Below are 22,737 nucleotides of genomic sequence, written 5' to 3' on the forward strand. Positions count from 1 at the left end.
AGAAGCCTGACGTGACAGGAGGCGCATCGTGCCTGCACCCGGCGAGCCGGTGGGAGATGGCGGGCGAGATGGCGGGCGATCGGGTGAGTGATCCGTACGCGCCCGCAGCAAGCGTCCATGCCAATCGCGGTTGGTGGGACGCCAGTGCCGACGGGTACCAGAGCGAGCACGGGGACTTCTTGGGAGATTCCGGCTTTGTCTGGGGACCGGAAGGGCTCGACGAAGCAGACGCCCGACTGCTCGGTGACGTCCACGGCCGTGGCGTGCTCGAAGTCGGCTGTGGTGCCGGGCAGTGTGCACGGTGGTTGCGTACGCAGGGCGCTGTCGCGGTGGGGGTGGACCTGTCGTTGCGCCAGCTGCAGCACTCTCGACGACTCGACGAGGTGACCGGCGTGGGGGTGCCAGTGGTGTGCGGCGACGCGGGCGCCCTGCCGTTCGCGGACGCGAGCTTCGACCTCGCCTGCTCGGCGTACGGCGCACTGCCGTTCGTCGCGGACGTCGACGCTGTCATGGGCGAGGTGGCGCGGGTGGTGCGGCGGGGTGGGCGGTGGGTCTTCAGCGTGAGCCATCCCGTCAGGTGGGCGTTTCCCGACGACCCGGGCCCGCGCGGGTTGGTGGTGCGGCAGTCCTACTTCGACCGAACGCCGTACGCCGAGACCGACGAGCGGGGCGCTCTCACCTACGTCGAACATCACCGGACACTGGGCGACTGGGTCCGAGCGCTGACCTCTGCGGGCTTCGTCCTCACCGATCTCGTCGAGCCGGAGTGGCCGGACGGTCACGAGCGGACCTGGGGAGGCTGGAGTCCCCTACGCGGCCGGCTCATCCCGGGAACGCTGATCCTCAGCTGCGCCAACCGCGGCTAGACGGTATGCAGAGGCATTCCGTCTAGCCTGGCGGGGCGGCACAGGGAGCCAGCCAAGGGCCGAGCAGAGGTTGCCCGCGCGGGCGGCACCTCAACGTCGTCGGCAGAGCAGGCGAGGTCAGTGGCCGGCTTCGTGCCAGGTGCGGCCCTCACCGACGGACACGTCGAGCGGAACGGTCAGCTCGGCTGCGCCACCCATCTCGCGGCGGAGCAGTTCTGCCACCTGGTCACGCTCGCTGGGCGCCGCCTCCAGGACCAGCTCGTCGTGGACCTGGAGCAGCATCCGCGACCGCAGCTTCTCCTCCCGCAGCGCCCTGTCGACGCCGAGCATCGCGACCTTGATGATGTCGGCCGCGGATCCCTGGATAGGTGCGTTCAGCGCCATGCGTTCGGCCATCTCGCGCCGCTGGCGGTTGTCGCTGGTGAGGTCCGGGAGATAGCGGCGCCGGCCGAGCATCGTCTCGGTGTAGCCGGTCTTGCGGGCGGCGGCGACCACACCCTGCAGGTAGTCGCGTACGCCGCCGAAGCGCTCGAAGTATTCGTCCATCAGCTCGCGCGCCTCGGCAGTCTCGATGCGGAGCTGCTGGGACAGGCCGTAGGCGGAGAGACCATAGGCGAGGCCGTAGTTCATCGCCTTGATCTTCGCCCGCATCTCCTGGGTGACCTCGGCAGCCGGCACGCTGAACACTCGTGACGCGGTCGCGGCATGGAAGTCCTCGCCGGAGTGGAACGCCTCGATCAGGCCATCGTCTGCCGACAGGTGGGCCATGATCCGCATCTCGATCTGGCTGTAGTCGGCGGTGAGCAGGGACTCGTAGCCGACGCCGACGATGAACGCCTCCCGGATCCGGCGGCCCTCCTCGGTGCGGATCGGGATGTTCTGCAGGTTGGGATCCATCGACGACAGTCGCCCGGTCGCCGCGATGGTCTGGTTGAACGTCGTGTGGATCCGGCCGTCGTCGCTCACCGTCTTGAGCAGACCCTCGACGGTCGAACGCAGTCTCGACGCGTCCCGGTGGGCCAACAGATGGGCCAGGAACGGGTGTTCGGTCTGGGCGTAGAGCTGTTGGAGAGCCTCGGCGTCGGTCGTGTAGCCGGTCTTGGTGCGCTTGGTCTTGGGCATGCCGAGCTTCTCGAACAGCACGACCTGCAGCTGCTTTGGTGAGCCCAGGTTGATCTCCTCGTCGATCACCCGGTAGGCCTCGTCGGCGGCCTGCTTCACCTGCCCGGCGAAATGTGCCTCGAGGCCCGACAGCCGCTCCACGTCGACGCAGATCCCCGCCTGCTCGACGCGCGCGAGGACGTCGACAAGGGGCAGCTCCACCTCGCGCAGCAGTCGGGCGCCACCGCGCTCGTCAAGGTCGTCGTCGAGCGCGGCCGCGAGGTCGATCACCGCCCGGGCGGCCACCATTGCCGTGTCCGCGACACCGCAATGGTCGACGCCCTCGAGACTGAGCTGGCCGCTGTCGGGCTCCTCCGAGCGCAGCTCGCGCCGCAGGTAGCGCAGCGTCAGGTCGGCCAGGTCGTAGGACCGCTGGTCGGGGCGGACGAGATAGGCCGAGAGCGCGGTGTCGCTGGTGACGCCGCGCAGCTCCCACCCGCGCGCGGCCAACGCGAGCATCGGGCCCTTGGCGTCGTGCAGCGCCTTCTCGTGGCGGGCGTCGGCCAGCCAGTCGGCCAGGGCCTTGTCGTCCTCGGGCGTGAGCTCACCCGGCTCCACCCAGGCCGCCGTACCGTCGGAGGACGCGAGGGCCACCCCAGCGACATCGCCGGTGCCGCGTCCCCAGCTGCCCTGGACGTGCAGGCCGGTGCGGACGTCGCCGGTCGCGTGCTCCTCTAGCCAGCCGGTCAGCTGGCCGGGCTCGAGCTTCTGGCCGGCGACGTCGAACCCCTCCTCCGCCTCCGGCTCGGGTGCCTGCAGGGTCGCGAAGAGACGGTCACGCAGCACCCGGAACTCCAGCGCGTCGAACACCTGGTGCACGGCGTCCCTGTCCCACGGCTGCATCACCAGGTCGACCGGCTGGAGCGGCAGGGTCAGGTCGCGGACGAGTTCGTTGAGCTGCCGGTTCTGCAGGACCTGACCGAGGTGCGTACGCAACGACTCACCGGCCTTGCCCTTGACGTCCTCCACATGGGTGACGAGGTCATCGAGTGAGCCGTACTGGTTGAGCCACTTCGCCGCCGTCTTGGGCCCCACCCCCGGGATTCCGGGCAGGTTGTCGCTGGTCTCGCCGACCAGGGCTGCCAGGTCGGGATAGCGCTCCGGCGGGATGGCATAGCGCCGCTCGACCTCCGCCGGGGTGATGCGGGCCACCTCGGACACGCCACGGGTCGGGTAGATCACCGTGAGCCGGTCCGACACGAGCTGGAAGGTGTCCCGGTCGCCCGAACAGACGAGAACGTCATAGCCGAGCTCGACACCTCGGATGCCAAGCGTGGCGATGATGTCGTCGGCTTCGTACCCCTCCGACTCCAGGTGCGGGATCCGGAGCGCCTCGAGGACATCCTTGATCAGCGAGAGCTGGCTCCGGAACTCGTCGGGAGTCTTCTGCCGGTTGGCCTTGTATTCGGCGAAGGTCTCCGCCCGGAACGTCTTGCGCCCGACGTCGAACGCCACCGCGATGTGGGTCGGCTGTTCGTCGCGGATCATGTTGATGAGCATCGAGGTGAAGCCGTAGACCGCGTTCGTGGTCTGGCCGGTCGCGGTCGAGAAGTTTTCCGGCGGCAACGCGAACCACGCACGGTAGGCCAGGGAATGGCCGTCGAGCAGCAGCAGGCGCGGAGCATCGGCCTGGCCAGTGTCGGGCGTGTCGGCGCCGAGCTGATCTGTGTTGGAGGCTTCGTGAACAACCACGCAGGCGACTCTAGTCTCAGGCACCGACACTGCCGGACAAGGCGTGGCAGCAGACGACGAAGGAGCGGGCATGACGGATCCGGGCAAAGCGCTCGATCTCGCGGACATCCCCCTGGCACCCCTGCACGAGCGGCTGGGCATCGAGGTGGTCGAGGCAGGGCCTGACCGGTGTACCGGGACGATGCCGGTCGAAGGCAACACCCAACCCTTCGGGCTCCTCCACGGTGGCGCCTCCTGCGCACTGGCCGAAGGGCTCGCGTCGCTCGCGGCAACGATGTACGCCTGGCCGGACAAGGTGGCGGTCGGCGTCGACCTCAACGCGACCCATCACCGCGCCGTCCGGTCCGGTGTCGTCCACGGCGTCGCGACACCGGTCCATCGAGGCAGCACGATCGCGACGTACGAGGTGGTGATCTCCGACGAGGCGGACCGCCGGGTCTGCACGGTCCGCCTCACCTGTCACCTCCGCCCAGCCTGATGCTCGGTTGCCTCGGCCTGGCCTGAGGCCCAGTTCCTACGACTGGGAGGGCCAAATTCGGGCTGTGGAACCGGAAACCGTTCATGATCACGATCATGATCACGGGAGGACGCGGTGGACGGAGACGCGGACTGGGGACTGGTCGCCGACCTCGGCGGTCTCGGCTTCGCCGGGTACGTCGCCGAACTCCAGCTCCGTCGCGAGCGTCTCGCCCGTCACGAGGTCGCGGTGCGCCTCGACCGCCGTGCGTACACCCGAGTCGGGTGAGTCCACCACGAGACGGATCCGGTCGGAGACGTCGAGGCCAGCGGCCCGGCGGGCCTGCTGAACGACCCTGATCACGTCCCGCGCCACCCCTTCGGCGGTGAGGTCGGGAGTCACCTCGGTGTCGAGCACGACCACACCGGCGTCGCCGGGCAACGCCGCGGACGATTCGGGATCGGACGGCACCAGCCGGAGCTCGTACTCCCCCTCTCGCAGAGCCACACCTCCCGCGACGACCCCGGCCTCCGACATCGACCAGTCGCCGGACTTGACGGCGCGGATCACCCGCTGGACGTCCTTGCCGAGACGCGGCCCCAGGGCCCGCGGCACCACCGAGAGGACACGTTCGCAGTGCGCCGCGTCATCGGGTTCGAGGACGACGGCCTTGACGTTGACCTCCGAGCGGATCAGGTCGGCGAACGGCTGCAGAGCGGCGGCATCGGGCGCCGCCACCGTCAGCGAAGCGAGTGGCAGCCGGACCCGCAGCCCTTTCGCCTTGCGCAGGGCGAGCGCCGCCGAACAGACGTGGCGTACGGCATCCATCGAGGCGACCAGTCCCGGGTCGGCGGGTAGGTCGTCGGCCTCCGGCCAGTCCGTCAGATGCACCGACCGCTCCCCCGTGAGTCCGCGCCAGACCTCCTCCGACACCATCGGCAGCAGCGGTGCCGCCAGCCGGCACACCACCTCCAGCACGGTGGAGAGGGTGTCGAACGCATCCCGGTCGCCGGACCAGAAGCGCTCCCGGGACCGCCGTACGTACCAGTTGGTCAGGACGTCGAGGAACGCGCGCACCTCGGCGTACGCACCGGAGATGTCGTACGCATCCAACGCTCTCGTCGTCGCGGCGACGGTGTCGTGGAGCTTCGCCACGACGTACCGGTCGAGGACGTGCGGCGAGTCGGTACGCCAGCGGGCGACGACGCCCTCGGCGTTGGCGTACAGCGTGAAGAAGTAATAGGCGTTCCACAACGGGTTGAGCGCCTGACGTACGGCCTCGCGGAACGCCGAGTCGGCCACGATCGCGTCGCCGCCGCGGAGCACCGGCGAGGACAGCAGCGCCCACCGCATGGCGTCGGCGCCGTACCGGTCGAAAACCTCGTGGACGTCCGGATAGTTGCGCAGGCTCTTCGACAGCTTCCGCCCGTCGTCGCCCTGCAGGATCCCGTGCACGACACAGTGCCGGAACGCCGGCCGGTCGAAGAGTGCCGTCGCGAGGACGTGCAGGGTGTAGAACCACCCGCGGGTCTGCGGGACGTACTCCACGATGAAGTCGCCCGGATAGTGGTCCTCGAACCAGTCGGCGTTCTCGAACGGGTAGTGCACCTGGGCGAACGACATCGACCCTGACTCGAACCAGCAGTCCAGCACCTCGGGCACGCGGCGCATCGTCGAGCGTCCGGTCGGGTCGTCGGGGTTCGGCCGGGTCAGCTCGTCGACGAACGGCCGGTGCAGGTCGGTCACGCGGACACCAAAGTCCTGCTCCAGTTCGGCGAGCGAACCGTAGACGTCCACGCGTGGGTAGGCAGGGTCGTCGGACTTCCACACCGGGATCGGCGAACCCCAGAAGCGGTTGCGGCTGATCGACCAGTCGCGGGCGCCCGCCAACCAGGTGCCGAACGACCCGTCCTTCACGTGCGCGGGCGTCCAGTCGATCTGCTGGTTCAGCTCGATCATCCGGTCGCGGAACCGCGTCACCTCGACGAACCAACTCGACACCGCCTTGTAGACCAGCGGCGTGTCACAGCGCCAGCAGTGCGGATAGCTGTGGGTGTAGGTGTCGTGGCGCAGCAGCACGCCGCGCTGCTTCAGGTCGCGGACGATCGGCTGGTTGGCCTCGAAGACCTGCAGGCCTTCGTAGCTCGGGACCACCGAGGTGAACCGCGTGTGGTCGTCGACCGTCACCACGGTGGGGATGTCGGCCAGGTCGCAGGCGGCCTGGTCCTCCTCGCCGTACGCCGGTGCGAGGTGGACGACACCGGTACCGTCCTCGGTCGAGACGAACTCGGCACCGAGCACCTGGAAGGCGTTCGGCGTGTCGGCCAGGAAGTCGAACAGTGGCGTGTAACGGCGGCCGACGAGCTCCGAGCCGCGCAGGGTGCCGACGCGTGCCGCGCCGCCGAGTTCGTTGTCGTACGCCGCCAACCGGGACTCCGCCAGCACATAGCGCACCCCGTCGGACTCCACCACGGCGTAGTCGATGTCCGGTCCGACGGCGACCGCCAGATTGGACGGCAGCGTCCACGGAGTGGTCGTCCAGACCAGCAGCCGCTCCCCCGTCTCCACCTCGAACGCGACCGTGACGGCGGGGTCGTGCCGGTCGCGGTAGACGTCATCCATCCGGGTCTCGGTGTTCGACAGCGGCGTCTCGCAGCGCCAGCAGTACGGCAGGACGCGAAAACCCTCGTAGATCAGGCCTTTGTCGTACAACGTCTTGAACGCCCACAGAACGCTTTCCATGTACGAAACGTCGAGGGTCTTGTAGTCGCCGGCGAAGTCGACCCAGCGCGCCTGCCGGGTGACGTAGCGCTCCCACTCCGACGTGTAGCGCAGGACCGAGGTCCGGCACGCGGCGTTGAACCGCTCGACGCCGAGGTCGACGATCTCCCGCTTGGTCGAGATGCCCAACTCGCGCTCGGCTTCCACCTCGGCGGGGAGACCGTGACAGTCCCACCCGAACCGGCGTTCGACCCGGCGTCCGCGCATCGTCTGGTAGCGCGGCACAAGATCCTTGACGTAGCCCGTCAGCAGGTGGCCGTAGTGCGGCAGCCCGTTCGCGAATGGCGGACCGTCGTAGAACACGAACTCGTTGGAGCCGTTCGGGCCCGGATCCCGCTGGTCGATGCTCGCCTGGAAGGTCTTGTCCGCCTCCCAGTACTCCAGCACCTCGCGCTCGAGCTCAGGGAAGGACGGCGTCGCCGGCAACGTCGTACTGGACGCGTCGGGGGCCGGGGTTGCCGCATCGTCGCGGTGTCGCGGATACATCGTCGCCTCGTCCTCGCCTCACCACCGCAGGCTGTCCTGCGGAATCTGGTGCGAGGACGAGCGAGGAAACCCCCGATGGGTGACCGCCCGCGGTACCACCTCGCTTGGCCCGGTGCCCGCCCTTGAAGGCGCGCGGTCGGACCCGCTCGTTGGCCGGCTGTGACGGGCCGGACCCGTCCGGGTCTAGTGAGGATCCGTCTCGTTCCGTCCGGACGGCTGCCGTGGCGGCGCGTCGTTGGGGAGGGATCCCGTTCTTCCGGAAGGCTCGCCGGTGATGGCCGGGTCGATGCCTGTACGCCCAAGGGTAACCACCCGGTCCTGGATCAGTCGCCCCAGTTTGGCCCGGGTAGTCTCCGGGCGTGTTTCCTGGCTTCGGGACGCTCCTCAACGTCGTCACGGTCCTGGTGGGCGCGACCCTCGGTGTCCTGCTCGGCCACCGGCTGCCGCAGCGCACGCGGGACGTCGTGACCGACGCCCTGGGCCTGGTCACGCTGCTGATCGCGGCATTCGCGGCGTTCGCGGTGCGCGACCGGGCGTTGATCGCGGCCGTCGGCGACAGTGCACCGATCCTGATCATCCTCACCTCGCTGGTGCTGGGCGGCGTCGTCGGGTCGCTCCTGCGCCTGGAGACCAGGCTCGAAGGCCTCGGCCACGCGCTCCAGCGTCGGCTCTCCGCCGGGTCAGCCTCGGCCGAGCGGCGTCGGTTCGTCGAGGGGTTCGTGTCGGCCTCGCTGGTGTTCTGCGTCGGCCCGCTCACCGTGCTCGGGTCGATCTCCGACGGCCTCGGTCGCGGGTCGGACCAGCTCGCCCTCAAGGCGGCCCTGGACGGCTTCGCCGCCATCGCGTTCGCGACGTCGTTCGGGTGGGGAGTCGCGGCGTCCGCCCTCGCCGTTCTCGTTATCCAAGGCGGGCTCACGTTGGTGGGTGCCGCCGCCGGCGAGTTCCTCAGTGAGGCCCAGATCTCGGCGCTCACGGCGACCGGAGGGCTGCTTCTGGTGGGCGTCGCGCTGCGCCTCCTGCGGATCAAGCAGCTGCCGGTCGGCGACCTCCTCCCCGCCCTGGTCGCCGCCCCGCTCGTCACCGCCGTCGTGGTGTGGGTGCGCTGACGGGGCTCCGCCGGCCTCATGGCCCAGGGTGATGACCGACGATCATCGGCTGCTGCCGGTTACGCGGGAGTCGCCGAATCGTCGTCGTCAGGTCGCCGCCAGGTCCCCCGGCGCGCGACGTACCGCTCGCTCGCGCCGAGCGCCGGATTGGCCGAGGTCGCCTGACCTGCGGGCTGCATACCGGCCTTCTCCATGACCCTCGCCGATTTCGGGTTGGCGACGTAGTACTGCGCGGAGATCGTCCGCGCTCCGAGGATGGTGAAGCCGTACGCCAGAACCGCGGCGAGCGCCTCGGTCATGTACCCCTTGCCCCACCACGCGCGCCCGAGTGCGTATCCCACGACCAGATCGCCCGCGCCGGGATCGATCGTGCGTCCGATGCCGATCCAGCCGATCACCACACCGGTGGCGCGAAGAACGATCGCGGCGTCATGCGACCCACGCGGGTCCTGTGCGGTGAAACGCAGGACCGCATCGAACCAGGCGTCCGGATCACGACCGAGCGGCTGGTCGAGATAGCGCATGACCTCGGGGTCGGAGCGCCACTGGCTGACAGCCGCGCGGTCGCCCGCCTCGAAGTCCCGGATGAGCAACCGCTCGGTCTGACACTCCATACGTACAGTGTTCCGGCTCCCGCCCCGCTTCAGGTGGAGTTCGGCCGCCCTGCTCTTGTCCGCGGCAGCCTTGCCGGCCACGTGGCGGGACTGCCCCGTTCGAGCTACGCGGCCGCTCAGGCCATGCCGAGGTAGGCCTCCTTGACCGCGGGGTCGGCGAGCAGTTCGGTTCCGGTGCTGGTCCTGGTCACCAGGCCGGTCTCGAGGACGTACCCACGATGTGCGCGGCTCAACGCCTGGTGGGCATTCTGTTCGACCAGCAGGACGGTCGTGCCCTGGTTGTTGATCTCGGTGATGATCTGGAAGATCTGCTGGATGAACTGGGGGGCCAGCCCCATCGAGGGTTCGTCGAGAAGCAGCAGTCGAGGCCGCGCCATCAGCGCCCGGCCGATCGCGACCATCTGCTGCTCGCCTCCGGACAGAGTTCCTCCCACCTGGGAGGAGCGCTCGGCCAACCGCGGGAACAGCTCGAACACGCGCGCGAAGTCCTCGGCGATGCCCTGGCGGTCCTTACGGGTGTAGCACCCCATCTCGAGGTTCTCCCGGACCGTCATGCCGGGAAACACACCTCGCCCTTCCGGCGCCTGGCAGATGCCTCGGACGACCCGCAGGTCCGCCCGGAGCCTGGAGATGTCGTCACCGTCGAAGCGGACGGTCCCGCGCGTGAGAGGGAGCAGGCCGGAGATTGCCTTCATCGTCGTCGTCTTGCCGGCGCCGTTGGCGCCGATCAAGGTGACGATCTCGCCCTCGTCCACCGTCAAGGAGACGTCGCGCAACGCCTCGATCCGGCCGTAGTGGACGGAGATCCCGTCGACCTCAAGCAGTGGCATCGTCGACAACCCCCAGATAGGCGGCGATGACGGCCGGGTCGTCCCTCACCTCGGCAGGGGTACCGTCGGCGATCTTCTTGCCGAACTCCAGCACCACGATCCGGTCGGTCACACCCATCACGACCCGCATGTCGTGGTCGATCAGCAGGACGGTGTAGCCGTCGTCCCGGATCCGGCGGATGAGGTCCATCAACTGGTCCTTCTCCGCCGGGTTGAAGCCGGCCGCCGGCTCGTCGAGGCAGAGCAGCTTCGGCTCGGTGGCGAGTGCTCGGGCGATCTCCAGCCGGCGCTGGTAGCCGTACGGCAGGTTCCGCGCTCGGTCAGCCGCCCGGTCTGCGATCCCTACGAACTCCAGGAGTGCCATGGCGCGTTCGACACCCTCCCGCTCCTCCCGCCAGTGCCGGGGGAACCTGCACAGCGCGCCCGACACGCTCGTGCGGTGCCGCGCGTCGGTGCCGACGACGACGTTCTCCAACGCGGTCATGCCTTCGAAGAGCCGGATGTTCTGGAACGTCCTGGCGATGCCCCGCCGGGTTATCTGGTGCCGCTTGGTACGACCGAGTGGCCTTCCCTCCAGCTGGATCTCGCCCGAAGTCGGCCGGTAGACACCGGTCATGGCGTTGAAGCAGGAGGTCTTGCCGGCACCGTTGGGGCCGATCAGGCCGAGAATCTCGCCACGCTTGATCGCGAACGACACCGAGTCGAGCGCCACCAGGCCACCGAACCGCAGGCTCACGTCCCGGAGCTCGAGCAGCGTCCCACCGACCTCGACGTCGATCTCCCGGTCGGGTGCGACGGCTTCGGCGACCTCGGCGAAGTGCTCGGCGCGTTCGGCCGCGGTCATGTCGCGGACCTCGACCGACAGCCCTTCGCCGGCGGGCGGCGTCGTCACCGGGTCCACCGCGGTGCGGTCGTCGCTGACGGGCGCACTCTCCTCTGGCCGACCACTCATGCGTTCACCCCCTTGCCGGAGTCGGTGAGGGCGCTTTCGGTCCCGGCCTGCTCAGGCCGGCCGACCAGCCGTACGTACGCCTGCCGGCCGCGGGCGAGCAGCCGCTGTCGCGCGCCCATGAGGCCCTGCGGGCGGAAGACCATGAGGACGATGAGGGCGATACCGAACATCAGGAAGCGGTACTCCGGTGCCAACTGGAGCCGGTCGGGCACATACGAGATCACGAGCGCACCCAGCAGGACTCCGACCTTGTTGCCCGATCCGCCGAGAACGACGGCCGCGACGAAGAGGATGGACGTCACCACGTCGAAGCGTTGGTTGTTGACGAACCCGATCTGTCCCGCGTACAGAACGCCGGAGAGCCCTCCGACCGCTGCGCCCATGACGAACGCCCACACCTTGAACTTGAACGTGGGCACGCCCATCAGTTCGGCGGCGTCCTCGTCCTCACGGATCGCGACCCAGGCACGACCGACCCGGCTGCGTTCGAGATTTCCGACCAGCAGGAGGATCACGATGATGAACGTCACCGTGAGCCAGTACCACGGCTTGCCGTCGGTCTGGGTGAAGATCGGCGACCCGTCGGCATAGGTGCCTGGAGGGCGTCCGACCTCCTGGAAGCCCCGGTTTCCCCGCAGCGGTTCGACGTTGTCGGCGAGGAGCCGCACCATCTCACCGAAGCCCAGGGTGACGATCGCGAGGTAGTCGCCACGTAACCGCAAGGTGGGAGTGCCGATGACGACGCCGGAGATCATCGTGATGATCATGGCCACCGGGACCACGACCATCCACGAGTATTCGGGGTTGGTGAGGAACGAGTCGGGGCTTGTCATGATCGCCGCGACGTACGCACCGATGGCGAAGAACCCGACGTAACCGAGATCCAGCAGCCCGGCCTGTCCGAGCACGATGTTGAGCCCGAGCGCGATCAGCCCGAAGCGAGCCGCGTTGAACAGCGCGAGCTCGTAGTCGGTCCACGGTTCCGTCGTCAGCGGGAAGACGTTGAGGACCGGAAGCAGATAGACCAGGACGAGCAGCGGGATGATCAGCACCCAGTGCTGGGCCCGGCTGAGCGAGTTCCACCGGTCCCGGACCTGCTGGCCGAACGGCACGCGGTCGGTCGCGACCCACCGGCCGGTCATACCCGCGCCCTTCCGAGCGACTCACCGAGGATGCCGGTGGGCCGGACCATCAGGATGCCGATGAGCAGGACGAACGCCACGACATCTCGCCACTCACCACCGAAGAACGACTGGCCGTAGTTTTCCACCACGCCGAGCAGGAGACCGCCGACGAGGGCTCCCCGGAGATTGCCGATGCCGCCGAGGACCGCGGCCGTGAACGCCTTGATTCCCAGGAGGAAGCCACCGTTGTACAACACACCCTGGGGAATCTGCATGATGTAGAAGAGCGCGGCAGCGCCGGCGAGAACCCCGCCGAGAATGAACGTCAGCATGATGACGCGCTCTTTGTTGACGCCCATCAACGCGGCGGTGTCGGGGTCCTGCGCGACGGCCCGGATGCCGCGCCCGAGCCGGGTGCGGTTGATGAACTGGTCGGCGAAGACCAGCAGCGCGATAGCGGCCACGAAGACGATGATCTGGATCTGGGTGATCCGCGTGGTCCCGAACTCGAACACCGCCTCGGGAGCGAGCAACCGAATCGCCGGCTCCGGGTTGCCGCCCCGCCAGATGAGGAAGATCTGCTGGATGGCGAACGACGCGCCGATCGCGGTGATGAGGAACACGAGCCGGGGTGCGTTCCGCCGTCGTAATGGGCGATAGGCCACGCGCTCGAGCACCAGCGCGATCACGCCCGCACAGATCATCGCCACCAGCCCTGCCAAGGCGAGGTTGACGATCAGCGGCCCGAGCCCGCTGTCGATCGTCGGGCCCGGTTCGTACCCGAGGAACACGAATGTCGTGTACGCCGCGAAGGCGCCGACGATGAAGACCTCCGAGTGCGCGAAGTTGATCAGCTTCAGGACGCCGTAGACGAGGGTGTATCCGATGGCCACCAACGCGTAGATGCTGCCGTAGGCGAGACCGTCGATCGTGTTTGCCCAGAACCGGTCGATCAGCAGGTCGGTGTTGAAGTCGACCCAGCCGCCGCTGGCCTGGATGAGGCCGGTCGCAAGGTGGAGTGTCACGCAGACGTCCGTCCGTTGTGGTCGAGGTCGGCGGCGACGTGGGTGGGGCGCGGAGCACCGAGGTCAACTCGGGCTTGCCGCGCCCCGTCCCGTCGCCGGACTTACTTGCTGAGGTCCTTCAGGTGGGCAATCTCACCGTCCCTGACCTCGTACATCCAGATCGGCGTTTCAGTGAGCTCACCTGTTTCGTCCCACTTGAACTGCTTGGTCAGTCCCTGGCCTTCGTAGTTCTTCACGAAGTCGAGCACTGCCGCGCGGTCCTCGGCGCCCTGGTCCAGCGCCTGCAGAAGGATCGTGGTCGCGTCGTAACCCTCGGGCGAGTAGGTCGAGGGATCCCTGTCCGACAGCGCCTTGAAGTTCTTGGAGAACTCCTCGAACCCCGCGGAGGGCAGGCACGGGCAGCTGAGGTAGACGCCCTCGGCGGCGTCACCGGCGTTCTTGACGAACTCGTCATCGCGAACACCGTCAGGCGCGACGACCGACCCCTCGAAACCGCCGTCCCGCAGCTGCTGGACGAACGGTGACGCCTCGGGGTAGTAGCCCGAGAAGAAGACCGCGTCCGGGGCAGCGGAGGTGATCTCGCCCACGACCGCGGAGAACTCCTTCTGGCCGGTCTTGATCTTCGGCTCGCAGGCGACCTTGCTGCCGAGCGCCTCGGTCGTCAGGTCGGCGAGCCCGATGCCGTACTCGGAGTCGTCACGGACGACACAGACCTTCTTGGCCTTGAGGGTGTCGGAGATGAACGTCGCAACGGCCGGGGCCTGCGACGCGTCGTTGCCGAGCCCTCGGTAGAACGTCTTCCAGCCGTTCGTCGACAGCCCGGGGTTGGTCGCCGACGGGCTGACCGTCACCAGGCCGGCATCATTGAACGCCTTGCCGACGGCCTTCGACTCACCGGAGAACGGCAGACCGATCACACCAAGGATCGACGGGTCGTTGATGGCCTGGGTGACGACGCCAGGGGCCTTGTCAGGACTGCCCTCCGAGTCGAACTCCTTCAACTTCACCTGGCAACCAGGGTTGGCCTCGTTGTGCTCCTTCACCGCAAGGCGTACGCCGTGCAGGATGTTGAGGCCCAGGGCCGCGCTGGCACCGGCGATCGTGCCGATGTAGGCGATCGACGTGCCCTTTGCACATTTGCCCTGCCCGTCGCCGGCGGGCAGGACAGCGCCCGTGGGGATCGGCGGGGCAGCGTCGGGCTTGACTGCGACCCGGCCCGGCGCGCTGTCGGACTCGGTGGTGTCACTGTTGGACCCGCCTGTGTTCTGCGCGCACGAAGCGAGGCTCAGCGAAACCACCGCTGCCAACGCCACGGCCCGCACCAGTCGTGCTTTGTACACGAATACCTCCATAGCCACCCACACGTCATGGTGTCGCGGCAGTCACGTCATGTGACAGGCGCCTGCCGACCGGTGCCGGAACCTACTGCGGACCGAGCCGGCACGACAAGTCCCGCCACAGGGGGGACGCCGGTCTCAAAGGTGTTCCGCAGCGGGAATGGCCACCGCTGTCGAGGCTCCGTGGGAGGTGCCGTGGTCAGGAGCGGTGCCACGATCGCACCTGCGCCCAGGTCGGATGTCCGACCCACGATTCCTCCCGATGCCGCATGATTCGGCGCACGTCGCGCCGCCCCCGTACTTCACGGAGTGTGCAGAGACTAGCTGTACGGGGGCACTCCGGTGAACGGACCCGGGGACGCTCTTACCGTCTCGTAACTCTGGACGCCCCCATGTCGGGAAAATCACCCAGTCGGAGCCTCTGGATCGCCTGACTCGCCACCGTCCGCAATCACGTTGTCACTTTCGTCCACCACAAGTTGAGCGACGCGGCGCATCGGGACGCGCTTGTCCATCGCCGTCTTCTGGATCCAGCGGAAGGCGTCGGGCTCGCTGAGATCGAACTTCTGCTGCAGCAGGGACTTCGCGCGCTCGACCAGTTTGCGGGTCTCGAGCCGCTCGGCGAGTCCGGCGACCTCATGTTCGAGTTGGACGCGCTCGGTGAACCTCGAGACGGCGATCTCGATGGCCGGGACGAGATCGGCCTTGGTGAACGGTTTGACGAGGTAGGCCATCGCTCCCGCGGCGCTTGCGCGGTTGACGAGATCGCGCTGGCTGAATGCCGTGAGGATGATCACCGGACAGATGCCCTCGTCGCCGATGCGTTCGGCCACGGTGATGCCGTCGAGCTTGGGCATCTTGACGTCGAGGATCGCGAGATCCGGCCGCAGCTCACGGACGAGCGCGAGGGCACTGTCGCCGTCGGCCGCCTGGCCGATCACGTCGTAGCCTTCTTCACCCAGCATCTCCGCGAGGTCGAGCCGGATGAGCGCCTCGTCCTCTGCGAGGACGACCCGGCGTGGTTGGCGCTCGGTCGGGTTGGTCACGGCGCAATCCTCCTGCCCAGAGCTGCACGATGCGAGCGCCGCCAGCGTACCCGTCCACCGCCACCTCCAGCCCGTCGACATGACCCGGTAGGATTCGTTCGGGCACTTCGCCGGGTTGATGGAACGGTAGACATGATGGCCTCAAAAGCCATTGTCCGAAAGGGCGTGTGGGTTCGAATCCCACACCCGGCACAGCTGACGTGATGCATTGTCGGTGGATGTTGGGAGCATGGCAGTGTGCCCCATATCAGGCCGCAGGAACTCGTCGACCTCAGTTTCCTCCTCACCGACGCCGGTCTCCGGGATCGGGATAATGCGACTGTCTGCGGAGTCGCCCTCGAGACGATTCGACGGTGGCGTCGACTCTATCGCCGGCGCGGACTGCGACGAGGACAGGTTCACTCGACCGTCCCCTGCCCACGCTGCGGTGAAGCCGTGCTCGACCGTGCAGCATATGCACTGATACTGGGTTGGTATCTCGGCGACGGACACATCGCACATCAGCACGACGGCGTCTACTCGCTGGCCATCTACAGCGACCACCGATACCCGCGCCTCACCATCGAGATCGCGGATACGTTGGCGAGGATAAAGTCTGGCGGCCGGGTCCATACCCGACAGCAGCCGGGTTGTACCGAGATAAAGCTCACCTGGAAGCACTGGCCGTGTTTGTTTCCGCAGCACGGGCCAGGCATGAAACACACTCGACCTATTGTGCTGGAATCCTGGCAGCGCGAAATCGTCGAAGAATACCCCGGCAGGTTCCTGCGTGGGCTTTTCCATTCCGACGGCTGCCGCATCATCAACTGGACCGTACGCACGGTGAATGGAACGCCGAAGCGATATGAATATCCGCGTTACTTCTTCACCAATGCCTCCGCCGACATCCGTGCCCTCTGCACGTGGGCACTAGACCTGCTCGGGATCGCCTGGCGGCAGCCCAACCCACGGCAGATCTCGGTGGCTCGGCGAGAGGCAGTCGCCGCCCTCGACGCCCATGTCGGACCGAAGTCCTGAAGTCGGCGGCTCCAGCCGGCCAGTTCGTAGGTACTGGAATCCCCCTGGCATGGAGCGATATCTTCTGCGATATCTCTGGCGAGGACAGGGCACCGACTCCGGGCCGCTGAACACCAGAGTGCCCGCCCAACCGCAGAACACCGAGGAGGTCGTCGTGGCCGAGAGACTCACCGACGAGCCCACCGGGCCCAACTCCGACCCCGCCGGCTCCGCCCGCCCGCCGAGCCCCGCTGAACCAGATACCCCCGAAGGTCCGGAGACACTCCTCCTGAGAGCGCTCGGGAGCCTTCCCGAAGCGCAGCGCCGCGATGTCCTGCGCTGGCTGTTCGAACGCATTCCGCAGGCCGCGCCGCCGCTCCGCGACCTCGGCGCCCAGGCACCCGGCCCGGAAGCGGAGATCGCCAGATCGCTCGCCGCGCGACACGCGGCCCACCAGGGCCCCGGCGACACTGAGGCTGCCCGACAGGCGCTGCTGTTCGGAATGTCCGACCCGATGCGTGGTGACTACCAGATGGTGCCGGTACGCCTGCCGACGGCAGACCACGCACGGCTGCGGGCCTGGTCGCAGGAGCACGGGTTCGCCATGGCCACCATCATTCGCGGGTTGCTCGCCCGCTTCCTCGACGAGCAGCACCCGGGTTCGCCGGAGGCCGGGACGGCACCAGCGGGTTGAGACGACACGGGGTCACGACCCGACGCAGGACGGTCAGCTCACAGCCGGTATGCCGGTGCTGCCTCGGTCACCGCGTCGCCGATCCGGTGGACTCGCAGTGCGTTGGTGGACCCCGGGATGCCTGGCGGACTACCGGCGACGATCACCACGTTGTCGCCTCGGCGGCACCGGCCGACAGCGAGAAGTGACCGGTCGACCTGCTTCACCATCTCGTCGGTGTGCGCGACCGTGGGCGCGAGGAACGTCTCGACTCCCCAGGTCAGCGCGAGCTGATGGCGGGTCTCCTCCTCCGGCGTGAACGCCAGAAGTGGTACCCGTGAGCGGTAGCGTGCCAGCCGCCGAGCGGTGTCACCGGACTGTGTGAAGGCGACGAGGAACTTCGCACCCAAACGCTCGGCCACCTCGGCGGCGGCCTTGGCGATCACCCCGCCCTTGGTACGAGGCTCCCACTGGATGCCTGCCACCCGTTCGAGACCGTGTTCCTCGGTGGTCTCGACGATCCGGGCCATCGTGCGTACGGCATCGATGGGATAGAGCCCGACGCTGGTCTCCCCCGACAACATCACCGCGTCGGTCCCGTCGAGGACCGCGTTGGCGACGTCGGAAGCCTCGGCCCTGGTCGGCCGTGGTGCGTTGACCATGGACTCGAGCATCTGGGTGGCGACGATCACCGGCTTGGCGTTGGTGCGGGCGAGTTCAACGATCCGCTTCTGCACCAGGGGAACATCCTCGAGCGGCATCTCGACGCCGAGATCGCCACGGGCCACCATGAACCCGTCGAACGCGTCGATGATCTCGTCGAGGTTCTGGACCGCCTGGGGCTTCTCGATCTTCGCGATGACCGGAAGCCGCACCTTCTCCTCCGCCATCACGCGCCGGACGTCCTCGACGTCGCGGGCGTTCCGGACGAACGACAGGGCGATCATGTCCGCCCGCAGGTGCAGCGCCCAGCGCAGGTCGTCGAGGTCCTTCTCCGACAGGGCAGGGACCGAGAGCCCCACACCCGGCAGGTTGAGGCCCTTGTGGTCCGACACCCGCCCACCCACGACCACCCGGGTCACGACATCGGTGTCGGTCACGGACTCCACCTCGAGCGCGAGCCTGCCGTCGTCGACGAGGATGCTGTCTCCCGCGTCGACGTCGCGCGGCAGCCCTTCGTAGGTCGTCCCGCAGCGGGTGACGTCACCCACGCATTCCTGCGTGGTGATCGTGAAGCGGTCACCGTAGACGAGGTTGACCGAACCGTCGGCGAACTTGCCGAGCCGGATCTTGGGTCCCTGCAGGTCGACGAGGATCCCGACCCCACGGCCGGCCTCCTCGGCAGCCTCGCGGACCAACCGGTAGATGCGTTCGTGCTCGGCGTGGCTGCCGTGACTCAGGTTGAGTCGGGCAACGTCGAGCCCGGCGTCCACGAGTTCGCCGATCCGCTCAGGTGTGGAGGTAGCGGGACCGAGGGTGCAAACAATCTTTGCGCGGCGCACAAAGCCGACTCTATGCCTGCGTCAGAACCGGCTTCGTCGCAGGGCCGCGTAACCCGCGAGTAGCAAGGCGGCCCACCCGAGGGCGTGCACGGTGATCACGCCGGCCGATCCGAGGTCAGCGGCGCCTTCGATGCGCGACGCCGCGAAGAGTTGAGGGACCAGCCAGCGGGGGGTCTGCGACTGCCGCGACCCGAGGACGAGCACCAGGACGGGCACCGCGAGGACGATCATCACCGACCATCCCGCGCCGGCGATGACTGGCCGGCTCGCCAGGGCGCCGACGGCCAACCCACACATCGCCGACAGGACATGGAGCCACCCCCCGAATGCGACCCAAGCCGCCCACTCCGGCCAACCCCCGGAGATCTCGACCGCGCCGACGAGGAGGGGAGCCACGACACCGAGCACGACCACCGGCAGGACCATGACGAGGGCAGCAAGCAGGCCGGCGGCGAGCTCACGGCCCCGGGAGCCGACGCCGATCTTGGCCAGCAAGCGCTGTTCGTCGGGCTCGGTGTCGAGCACGAGCTTGGTCTGCCAGCCGAAGACGCCGAACAGCAGCGCGGCCGAGAACGCGTACGCCTGGTTGGGTGGCGCCACTCCCCCGGCGTGGGCGACCGAGACCAGCGCCAAGGCCGCGACCAGGGGTGGCCAGACCCGCTGAAGCCCGACGTAGGCAGCGATGCGCATGCGTACAAGGGCGACGACCCGGGTCACGGCTCGCTCCGTACGTCCCGGTCCTCGGACACCGGACAGGTGTCGGACACCCGGCCCGCCTCGAGCGTCCACTGCCTGGTCGGTCCCAGGTCGCCCGACCGGCCCCGGTGGTCTGTGACGACACAGAAACCACCAGCCGCGGTGACCTCCGCCACCAGCGCGGGGACCTCCTTCTGGCTGGTGGCGTCGAGGCCCTCCCACGGCTCGTCCATGACGAGGAGTCCGGGTCGCCTGAGCAAGGCCTGTGTCAATCCCACCTTGCGCCGGGTGCCCTGCGACACCGAGGCGAACGACGTGTCGAGGAACTCGGTGAGATGCAGCCTTCCGGCCAACTCGTCGATCCGTGCGCGTCCCTCGTCGGAAGTGAGGCCCTGGACCCTCGCCATGGCCTGGAGATAGCGCCGTACGGTGAAAGGTCGCCCGAGCGGAAGGCGCTCCGGCAGCCATCCGACCACAGCGGGACGGCCGGACAGCTCACCCCGACCCACGGGCAGCAACCCCGCGATGACCCGCAGCAGCGTCGACTTGCCGGAGCCGTTGCGTCCCTCGATGACAACCGTCTCACCAGGGCCGAGCTCGACGTCGACACCGCGGAGTACCCATGGCGTACGCCGGGCGTACCGAGCATGGACATCGACGAGCCGCACGGGAATCTTTCTACCAGGGCTTCCGGTGGGAAGGATCAGACCATGCCTCAGGTCTTCGACCGCGACCCGCGCCGGCGCCGCGATGCACGCGCCAAGGAGCTCGGCTCGCAACTCGCACTGCGACACGTCGCGGCGATCGCACTGACCTGGGTCGACAACGCCGGCATCACGCGCGTCAAGGCCGTACCCACCAGGAGACTCGCCGACGCCGTCGCGTGGGGCGTCGGCATGTCGCCGGTGTTCGACGTCTTCACGGTCGGGGACTCCATCACGACCAGTACGCACATCGGCGGACCCGTCGGGGACCTTCGCCTCTTTCCGGACCTCGACCAGGTCACCGTTCTGGCGGCTCAGCCCGGCTGGGCATGGGCTCCGGTCGATCGCAGGACGCAGGAAGGTGAGACCTACCACGCCTGCCAGCGTTCCTTCGCCCGCCGGACGGTCGACGAGGCCGTCGGCCGTGGCCTGGACGTCCGCATGGCCTTCGAGGTCGAGTGGGTCGTCGGCCGGGACGCCGAGGACGGCGGCGACCATGCCGTGGAGTCGGCGTGCAAGGGCCCGGCTTATGGCATGACCCGGGTGATCGAGCTGTCGAACTATGCGCACGACCTGCTCGACGCGCTCGCCGCCGAGGACGTGCCCGTCGAACAGTTCCACCCGGAGTACGCACCAGGTCAGCTGGAACTGTCTGTCTCCGCAGCGGATCCGGTCACCGCGGCCGACCGCCTCGTGCTCGTCCGGCAGACCATCCATGCGGTCTCGCAGACCTACGGCTGGCGCGCGTCGTTCGCGCCGGTCGTCGAGGCGGCGGGCGTGGGGAACGGGTCGCACCTGCACCTGTCGGCTTGGGCTGACGGCGCGAACCTGTTCGCAGGCGGCTCGGGACCTTATGGGCTGACCGGACGCGCAGAGTCGCTGGTGGCGGAGCTGCTTGACCGGTTGCCGGCTCTGTGCGCCATCGGCGCTCCCAGCCCTGCCAGCTACCTTCGCCTGGTCCCGCAGCACTGGGCCGGGCCCTACCAGTGCTGGGGACGGGAGAACCGCGAGGCGGGGATCCGCCTGATCACTGGCACCGCAGGCTCCGAGCACACCGCCGCCAACGTCGAGCTCAAGTGCATCGACGGCAGTGCCAACCCGTATCTCGTCGTCGGCGCGGTCCTCGCCGTGGCACTCGCCGGGATCGACCGCGGACGCCGGCTGCCATCCGAGATGCGGGTCGACCCCGCCACCGTGCCTCCCGCCGACCGTCCGCCCCGGCTCCCCCAGTCGGCGCTGGAAGCCATGTCCCATCTGGAAGCCGACGAGATCCTGGCCACCGCGCTGGGTGAGCCGTTGCTGCATGCGTTCCTCGCCGTCCACCGGGCCGAGGTGGAGCTCTTCGCCGACGCGGCACCGGCCGAGATCGTCGCCGCGACCCGATGGGCGTACTGAGCCCAGGCCGTGGGAGTGGGCGAGAAGGGACGGATGCGTGGCCGAACGACGTGAGGTCACGCATCAGCACAGCACCTTGGTCCTGGGGCCGACGAAGGAGGTCCCGTGACCGGGCTCGACCAGCCACTCGTCGACGGGCACTGCCATGTCGTGGTCGACAGGCAACCGGATCGGCAGGCGTTCGAACTCTTCCTCACCGAGGCCACGCAGCCCGCCCCCACGGGCGTCTCGTACGCCGACTCGCAGTTGGGTCTCGCGCTCCGCCGATGGTGCGCCCCACCACTGGGCCTGCCGCCCGGCGCGCCGCTCGACGAGTACCTCGTGCGGCGAACCGAACTGCCGCCGGCCGATGTGCGGCGCCGGCTACTCGAAGCGGCTGGACTCTCACACCTGCTGGTCGACACCGGGCTCGGAGCCACGGGCCCCGTTTCCCTGCCACAGTTGGCATCTGCCGCACGTGCGGAGGTTCGTCCAGTCGTACGCCTCGAACGGGTCGCCGAGGACCTCGCGTCGTCAGGAGTGTCAGCTGAGGACTTCGCCGACGCCTATGTCGCCACGCTTGTCGACGCCACGCGAGACGCAGTCGCCGTGAAGTCGATCCTGGCCTACCGCCACGGATTCGCAGTGCCCGCGAGCCGGCCGGGCATGGCCGAGATCCGGGATGCCGCCCGTGGATGGCTCGCCTACACCGGAAGGCACGGAGCGGACGAGGCGATCCGCCAATGGCGCCTTGACGATCCGGTCCTTCTGCGATTCGTTCTCTGGTGCGGTCTTGATCGTGGCCTGCCGGTCCAGCTGCACACCGGCTTCGGGGACCGGGACCTGCGGCTCACCAGCGTGAACCCCGCCTTGCTGCAGGGCCTTTTCGAAGCGGCGGAGCCGACGGGGACGCCGATCGTCCTGTTGCACTGCTATCCGTACCACCGTGAGGCCGGCTGGCTGGCCGCCGTACATCCCTACGTGTACGTCGATGTCGGGCTCACCGTGGCCCATGCCGGGATCCGTGCCGAAGCGGTCCTTGGTGAGTTCTGCGAACTGGCACCGTTCGGGAAGCTGCTGTACTCGAGCGACGCGTACGGACTGCCGGAGCTCTATCTCGCGGGCGCCGCGCAGTTCCGGGAGGCGTTCGGGAGGCTTCTCGACCGCTGGCGGAGGCAGGGCGCCCTCACCCTCGCCGACGCTGATCGGATCGGCGCGATGGTGGGCGCCGACAACGCCCGCCGCCTCTACTCCCTCTGAGGGCTCAGCTTCCGTGTCCTGGGGCCGTCTGCGACCTGTCGGAGGTTTCTCGTCT

At 68.4% G+C, this 22,737-nt stretch carries 19 protein-coding genes and 1 tRNA gene; 8 read left to right on the plus strand and 12 right to left on the minus strand.

The annotated features are described in order from the left end of the window. Nucleotides 1-11 precede the first annotated feature (11 nt). Nucleotides 12-866 carry a class I SAM-dependent methyltransferase gene (locus ABN034_RS01535; RefSeq protein WP_349689159.1) on the plus strand — a complete coding sequence of 285 codons (855 nt, stop codon included), beginning with the start codon at nt 12-14 and terminating at the stop codon, nt 864-866. 117 nt (nt 867-983) lie between these two features. Here the strand turns inward: ABN034_RS01535 and polA are convergent, their stop codons facing one another. Continuing rightward, nucleotides 984-3,638: a DNA polymerase I gene (gene polA, locus ABN034_RS01540; RefSeq protein ID WP_502878953.1), complete on the minus strand. Its 2,655-nt coding sequence runs from the start codon at nt 3,636-3,638 to the stop codon at nt 984-986. Nucleotides 3,639-3,789: 151 nt separating this feature from the next. On the opposite strand from polA, the gene ABN034_RS01545 reads away from it, so the two are divergent. Beyond that, complete coding sequence (locus ABN034_RS01545; protein ID WP_349328049.1) at nt 3,790-4,197, plus strand: PaaI family thioesterase; 408 nt, start codon at nt 3,790-3,792, stop codon at nt 4,195-4,197. 99 nt (nt 4,198-4,296) lie between these two features. Here ABN034_RS01545 and ileS read toward each other — a convergent pair whose 3' ends face one another. Then, nucleotides 4,297-7,443: an isoleucine--tRNA ligase gene (gene ileS, locus ABN034_RS01550; protein WP_349689160.1), complete on the minus strand. Its 3,147-nt coding sequence runs from the start codon at nt 7,441-7,443 to the stop codon at nt 4,297-4,299. A gap of 359 nt (nt 7,444-7,802) precedes the next feature. On the opposite strand from ileS, the gene ABN034_RS01555 reads away from it, so the two are divergent. Then, entirely contained in the window at nt 7,803-8,549 is a 747-nt protein-coding gene (locus ABN034_RS01555; RefSeq protein WP_349689161.1) for a DUF554 domain-containing protein, read from the plus strand. A 59-nt stretch (nt 8,550-8,608) separates the two neighbouring features. On the opposite strand, the gene ABN034_RS01560 is transcribed toward ABN034_RS01555, so the two are convergent. From ABN034_RS01560 to ABN034_RS01590, 7 genes are all read right to left on the minus strand, one after another. Further along, complete coding sequence (locus tag ABN034_RS01560) at nt 8,609-9,163, minus strand: GNAT family N-acetyltransferase (protein WP_349689162.1); 555 nt, start codon at nt 9,161-9,163, stop codon at nt 8,609-8,611. Between the two features lie 116 nt (nt 9,164-9,279). Beyond that, a complete protein-coding gene (locus ABN034_RS01565; protein WP_349328045.1) occupies nt 9,280-9,993 on the minus strand; it encodes an ABC transporter ATP-binding protein in 714 nt (237 codons plus the stop codon). After that, on the minus strand, nt 9,980-10,945 hold the full coding sequence (locus tag ABN034_RS01570) for an ABC transporter ATP-binding protein (RefSeq protein ID WP_349689163.1): 966 nt from the start codon (nt 10,943-10,945) through the stop codon (nt 9,980-9,982). The genes ABN034_RS01565 and ABN034_RS01570 overlap by 14 nt, the downstream gene beginning before the upstream one ends. Further along, complete coding sequence (locus ABN034_RS01575) at nt 10,942-12,087, minus strand: branched-chain amino acid ABC transporter permease (RefSeq protein WP_349689164.1); 1,146 nt, start codon at nt 12,085-12,087, stop codon at nt 10,942-10,944. The genes ABN034_RS01570 and ABN034_RS01575 overlap by 4 nt, the downstream gene beginning before the upstream one ends. After that, entirely contained in the window at nt 12,084-13,094 is a 1,011-nt protein-coding gene (locus ABN034_RS01580) for a branched-chain amino acid ABC transporter permease (RefSeq protein ID WP_349689165.1), read from the minus strand. Before ABN034_RS01580 ends, ABN034_RS01575 begins: the two co-directional genes overlap by 4 nt. 101 nt (nt 13,095-13,195) lie before the next feature. Further along, nucleotides 13,196-14,434 (minus strand): branched-chain amino acid ABC transporter substrate-binding protein, encoded by a 1,239-nt coding sequence (locus tag ABN034_RS01585; protein ID WP_349689166.1) that lies wholly within the window; start codon nt 14,432-14,434, stop codon nt 13,196-13,198. Between the two features lie 401 nt (nt 14,435-14,835). Next, entirely contained in the window at nt 14,836-15,477 is a 642-nt protein-coding gene (locus ABN034_RS01590) for an ANTAR domain-containing response regulator (protein ID WP_349689167.1), read from the minus strand. Between the two features lie 109 nt (nt 15,478-15,586). On the opposite strand from ABN034_RS01590, the gene ABN034_RS01595 reads away from it, so the two are divergent. From ABN034_RS01595 to ABN034_RS01605, 3 genes are all read left to right on the plus strand, one after another. Beyond that, nucleotides 15,587-15,669, plus strand: a tRNA-Leu gene (locus tag ABN034_RS01595). Between the two features lie 243 nt (nt 15,670-15,912). Next, nucleotides 15,913-16,494, plus strand: a complete 582-nt coding sequence (locus ABN034_RS01600) for a transcriptional regulator (RefSeq protein WP_349689168.1) — start codon at nt 15,913-15,915, stop codon at nt 16,492-16,494. A gap of 49 nt (nt 16,495-16,543) precedes the next feature. After that, complete coding sequence (locus ABN034_RS01605; protein ID WP_349689169.1) at nt 16,544-17,167, plus strand: hypothetical protein; 624 nt, start codon at nt 16,544-16,546, stop codon at nt 17,165-17,167. Nucleotides 17,168-17,205: 38 nt separating this feature from the next. Here ABN034_RS01605 and pyk read toward each other — a convergent pair whose 3' ends face one another. The 3 genes from pyk to ABN034_RS01620 are packed head-to-tail and all read right to left on the minus strand — an operon-like array spanning nt 17,206 to nt 20,012. Further along, nucleotides 17,206-18,648, minus strand: coding sequence for a pyruvate kinase (gene pyk, locus ABN034_RS01610; RefSeq protein ID WP_349689170.1), 1,443 nt, complete (start codon nt 18,646-18,648; stop codon nt 17,206-17,208). Nucleotides 18,649-18,669: 21 nt separating this feature from the next. Further along, nucleotides 18,670-19,365: a hypothetical protein gene (locus tag ABN034_RS01615; RefSeq protein WP_349689171.1), complete on the minus strand. Its 696-nt coding sequence runs from the start codon at nt 19,363-19,365 to the stop codon at nt 18,670-18,672. Continuing rightward, nucleotides 19,362-20,012: an ABC transporter ATP-binding protein gene (locus ABN034_RS01620; RefSeq protein WP_349689172.1), complete on the minus strand. Its 651-nt coding sequence runs from the start codon at nt 20,010-20,012 to the stop codon at nt 19,362-19,364. Before ABN034_RS01620 ends, ABN034_RS01615 begins: the two co-directional genes overlap by 4 nt. Nucleotides 20,013-20,054: 42 nt before the next feature. Between ABN034_RS01620 and ABN034_RS01625 the strand changes: the two genes are divergently transcribed. Continuing rightward, on the plus strand, nt 20,055-21,443 hold the full coding sequence (locus tag ABN034_RS01625) for a type I glutamate--ammonia ligase (protein WP_349689173.1): 1,389 nt from the start codon (nt 20,055-20,057) through the stop codon (nt 21,441-21,443). Nucleotides 21,444-21,548: 105 nt separating this feature from the next. Beyond that, nucleotides 21,549-22,682: an amidohydrolase family protein gene (locus ABN034_RS01630; RefSeq protein WP_349689174.1), complete on the plus strand. Its 1,134-nt coding sequence runs from the start codon at nt 21,549-21,551 to the stop codon at nt 22,680-22,682. Nucleotides 22,683-22,737: the final 55 nt, after the last annotated feature.

Source organism: Actinopolymorpha sp. B11F2, assembly GCF_040195635.1.
Taxonomy (GTDB): domain Bacteria; phylum Actinomycetota; class Actinomycetes; order Propionibacteriales; family Actinopolymorphaceae; genus Thermasporomyces.

Bases quoted from the DNA above. Each gene is read 5' to 3' on its own strand.
- ABN034_RS01575 (WP_349689164.1), bottom strand. From the start codon at position 12,087: ATGACCGGCCGGTGGGTCGCGACCGACCGCGTGCCGTTCGGCCAGCAG.
- ABN034_RS01570 (WP_349689163.1), bottom strand. From the start codon at position 10,945: ATGAGTGGTCGGCCAGAGGAGAGTGCGCCCGTCAGCGACGACCGCACC.
- ABN034_RS01565 (WP_349328045.1), bottom strand. From the start codon at position 9,993: ATGCCACTGCTTGAGGTCGACGGGATCTCCGTCCACTACGGCCGGATC.
- ileS (WP_349689160.1), bottom strand. From the start codon at position 7,443: ATGTATCCGCGACACCGCGACGATGCGGCAACCCCGGCCCCCGACGCG.
- ABN034_RS01560 (WP_349689162.1), bottom strand. From the start codon at position 9,163: ATGGAGTGTCAGACCGAGCGGTTGCTCATCCGGGACTTCGAGGCGGGC.
- ABN034_RS01625 (WP_349689173.1), top strand. From the start codon at position 20,055: ATGCCTCAGGTCTTCGACCGCGACCCGCGCCGGCGCCGCGATGCACGC.
- ABN034_RS01605 (WP_349689169.1), top strand. From the start codon at position 16,544: ATGGAGCGATATCTTCTGCGATATCTCTGGCGAGGACAGGGCACCGAC.
- ABN034_RS01545 (WP_349328049.1), top strand. From the start codon at position 3,790: ATGACGGATCCGGGCAAAGCGCTCGATCTCGCGGACATCCCCCTGGCA.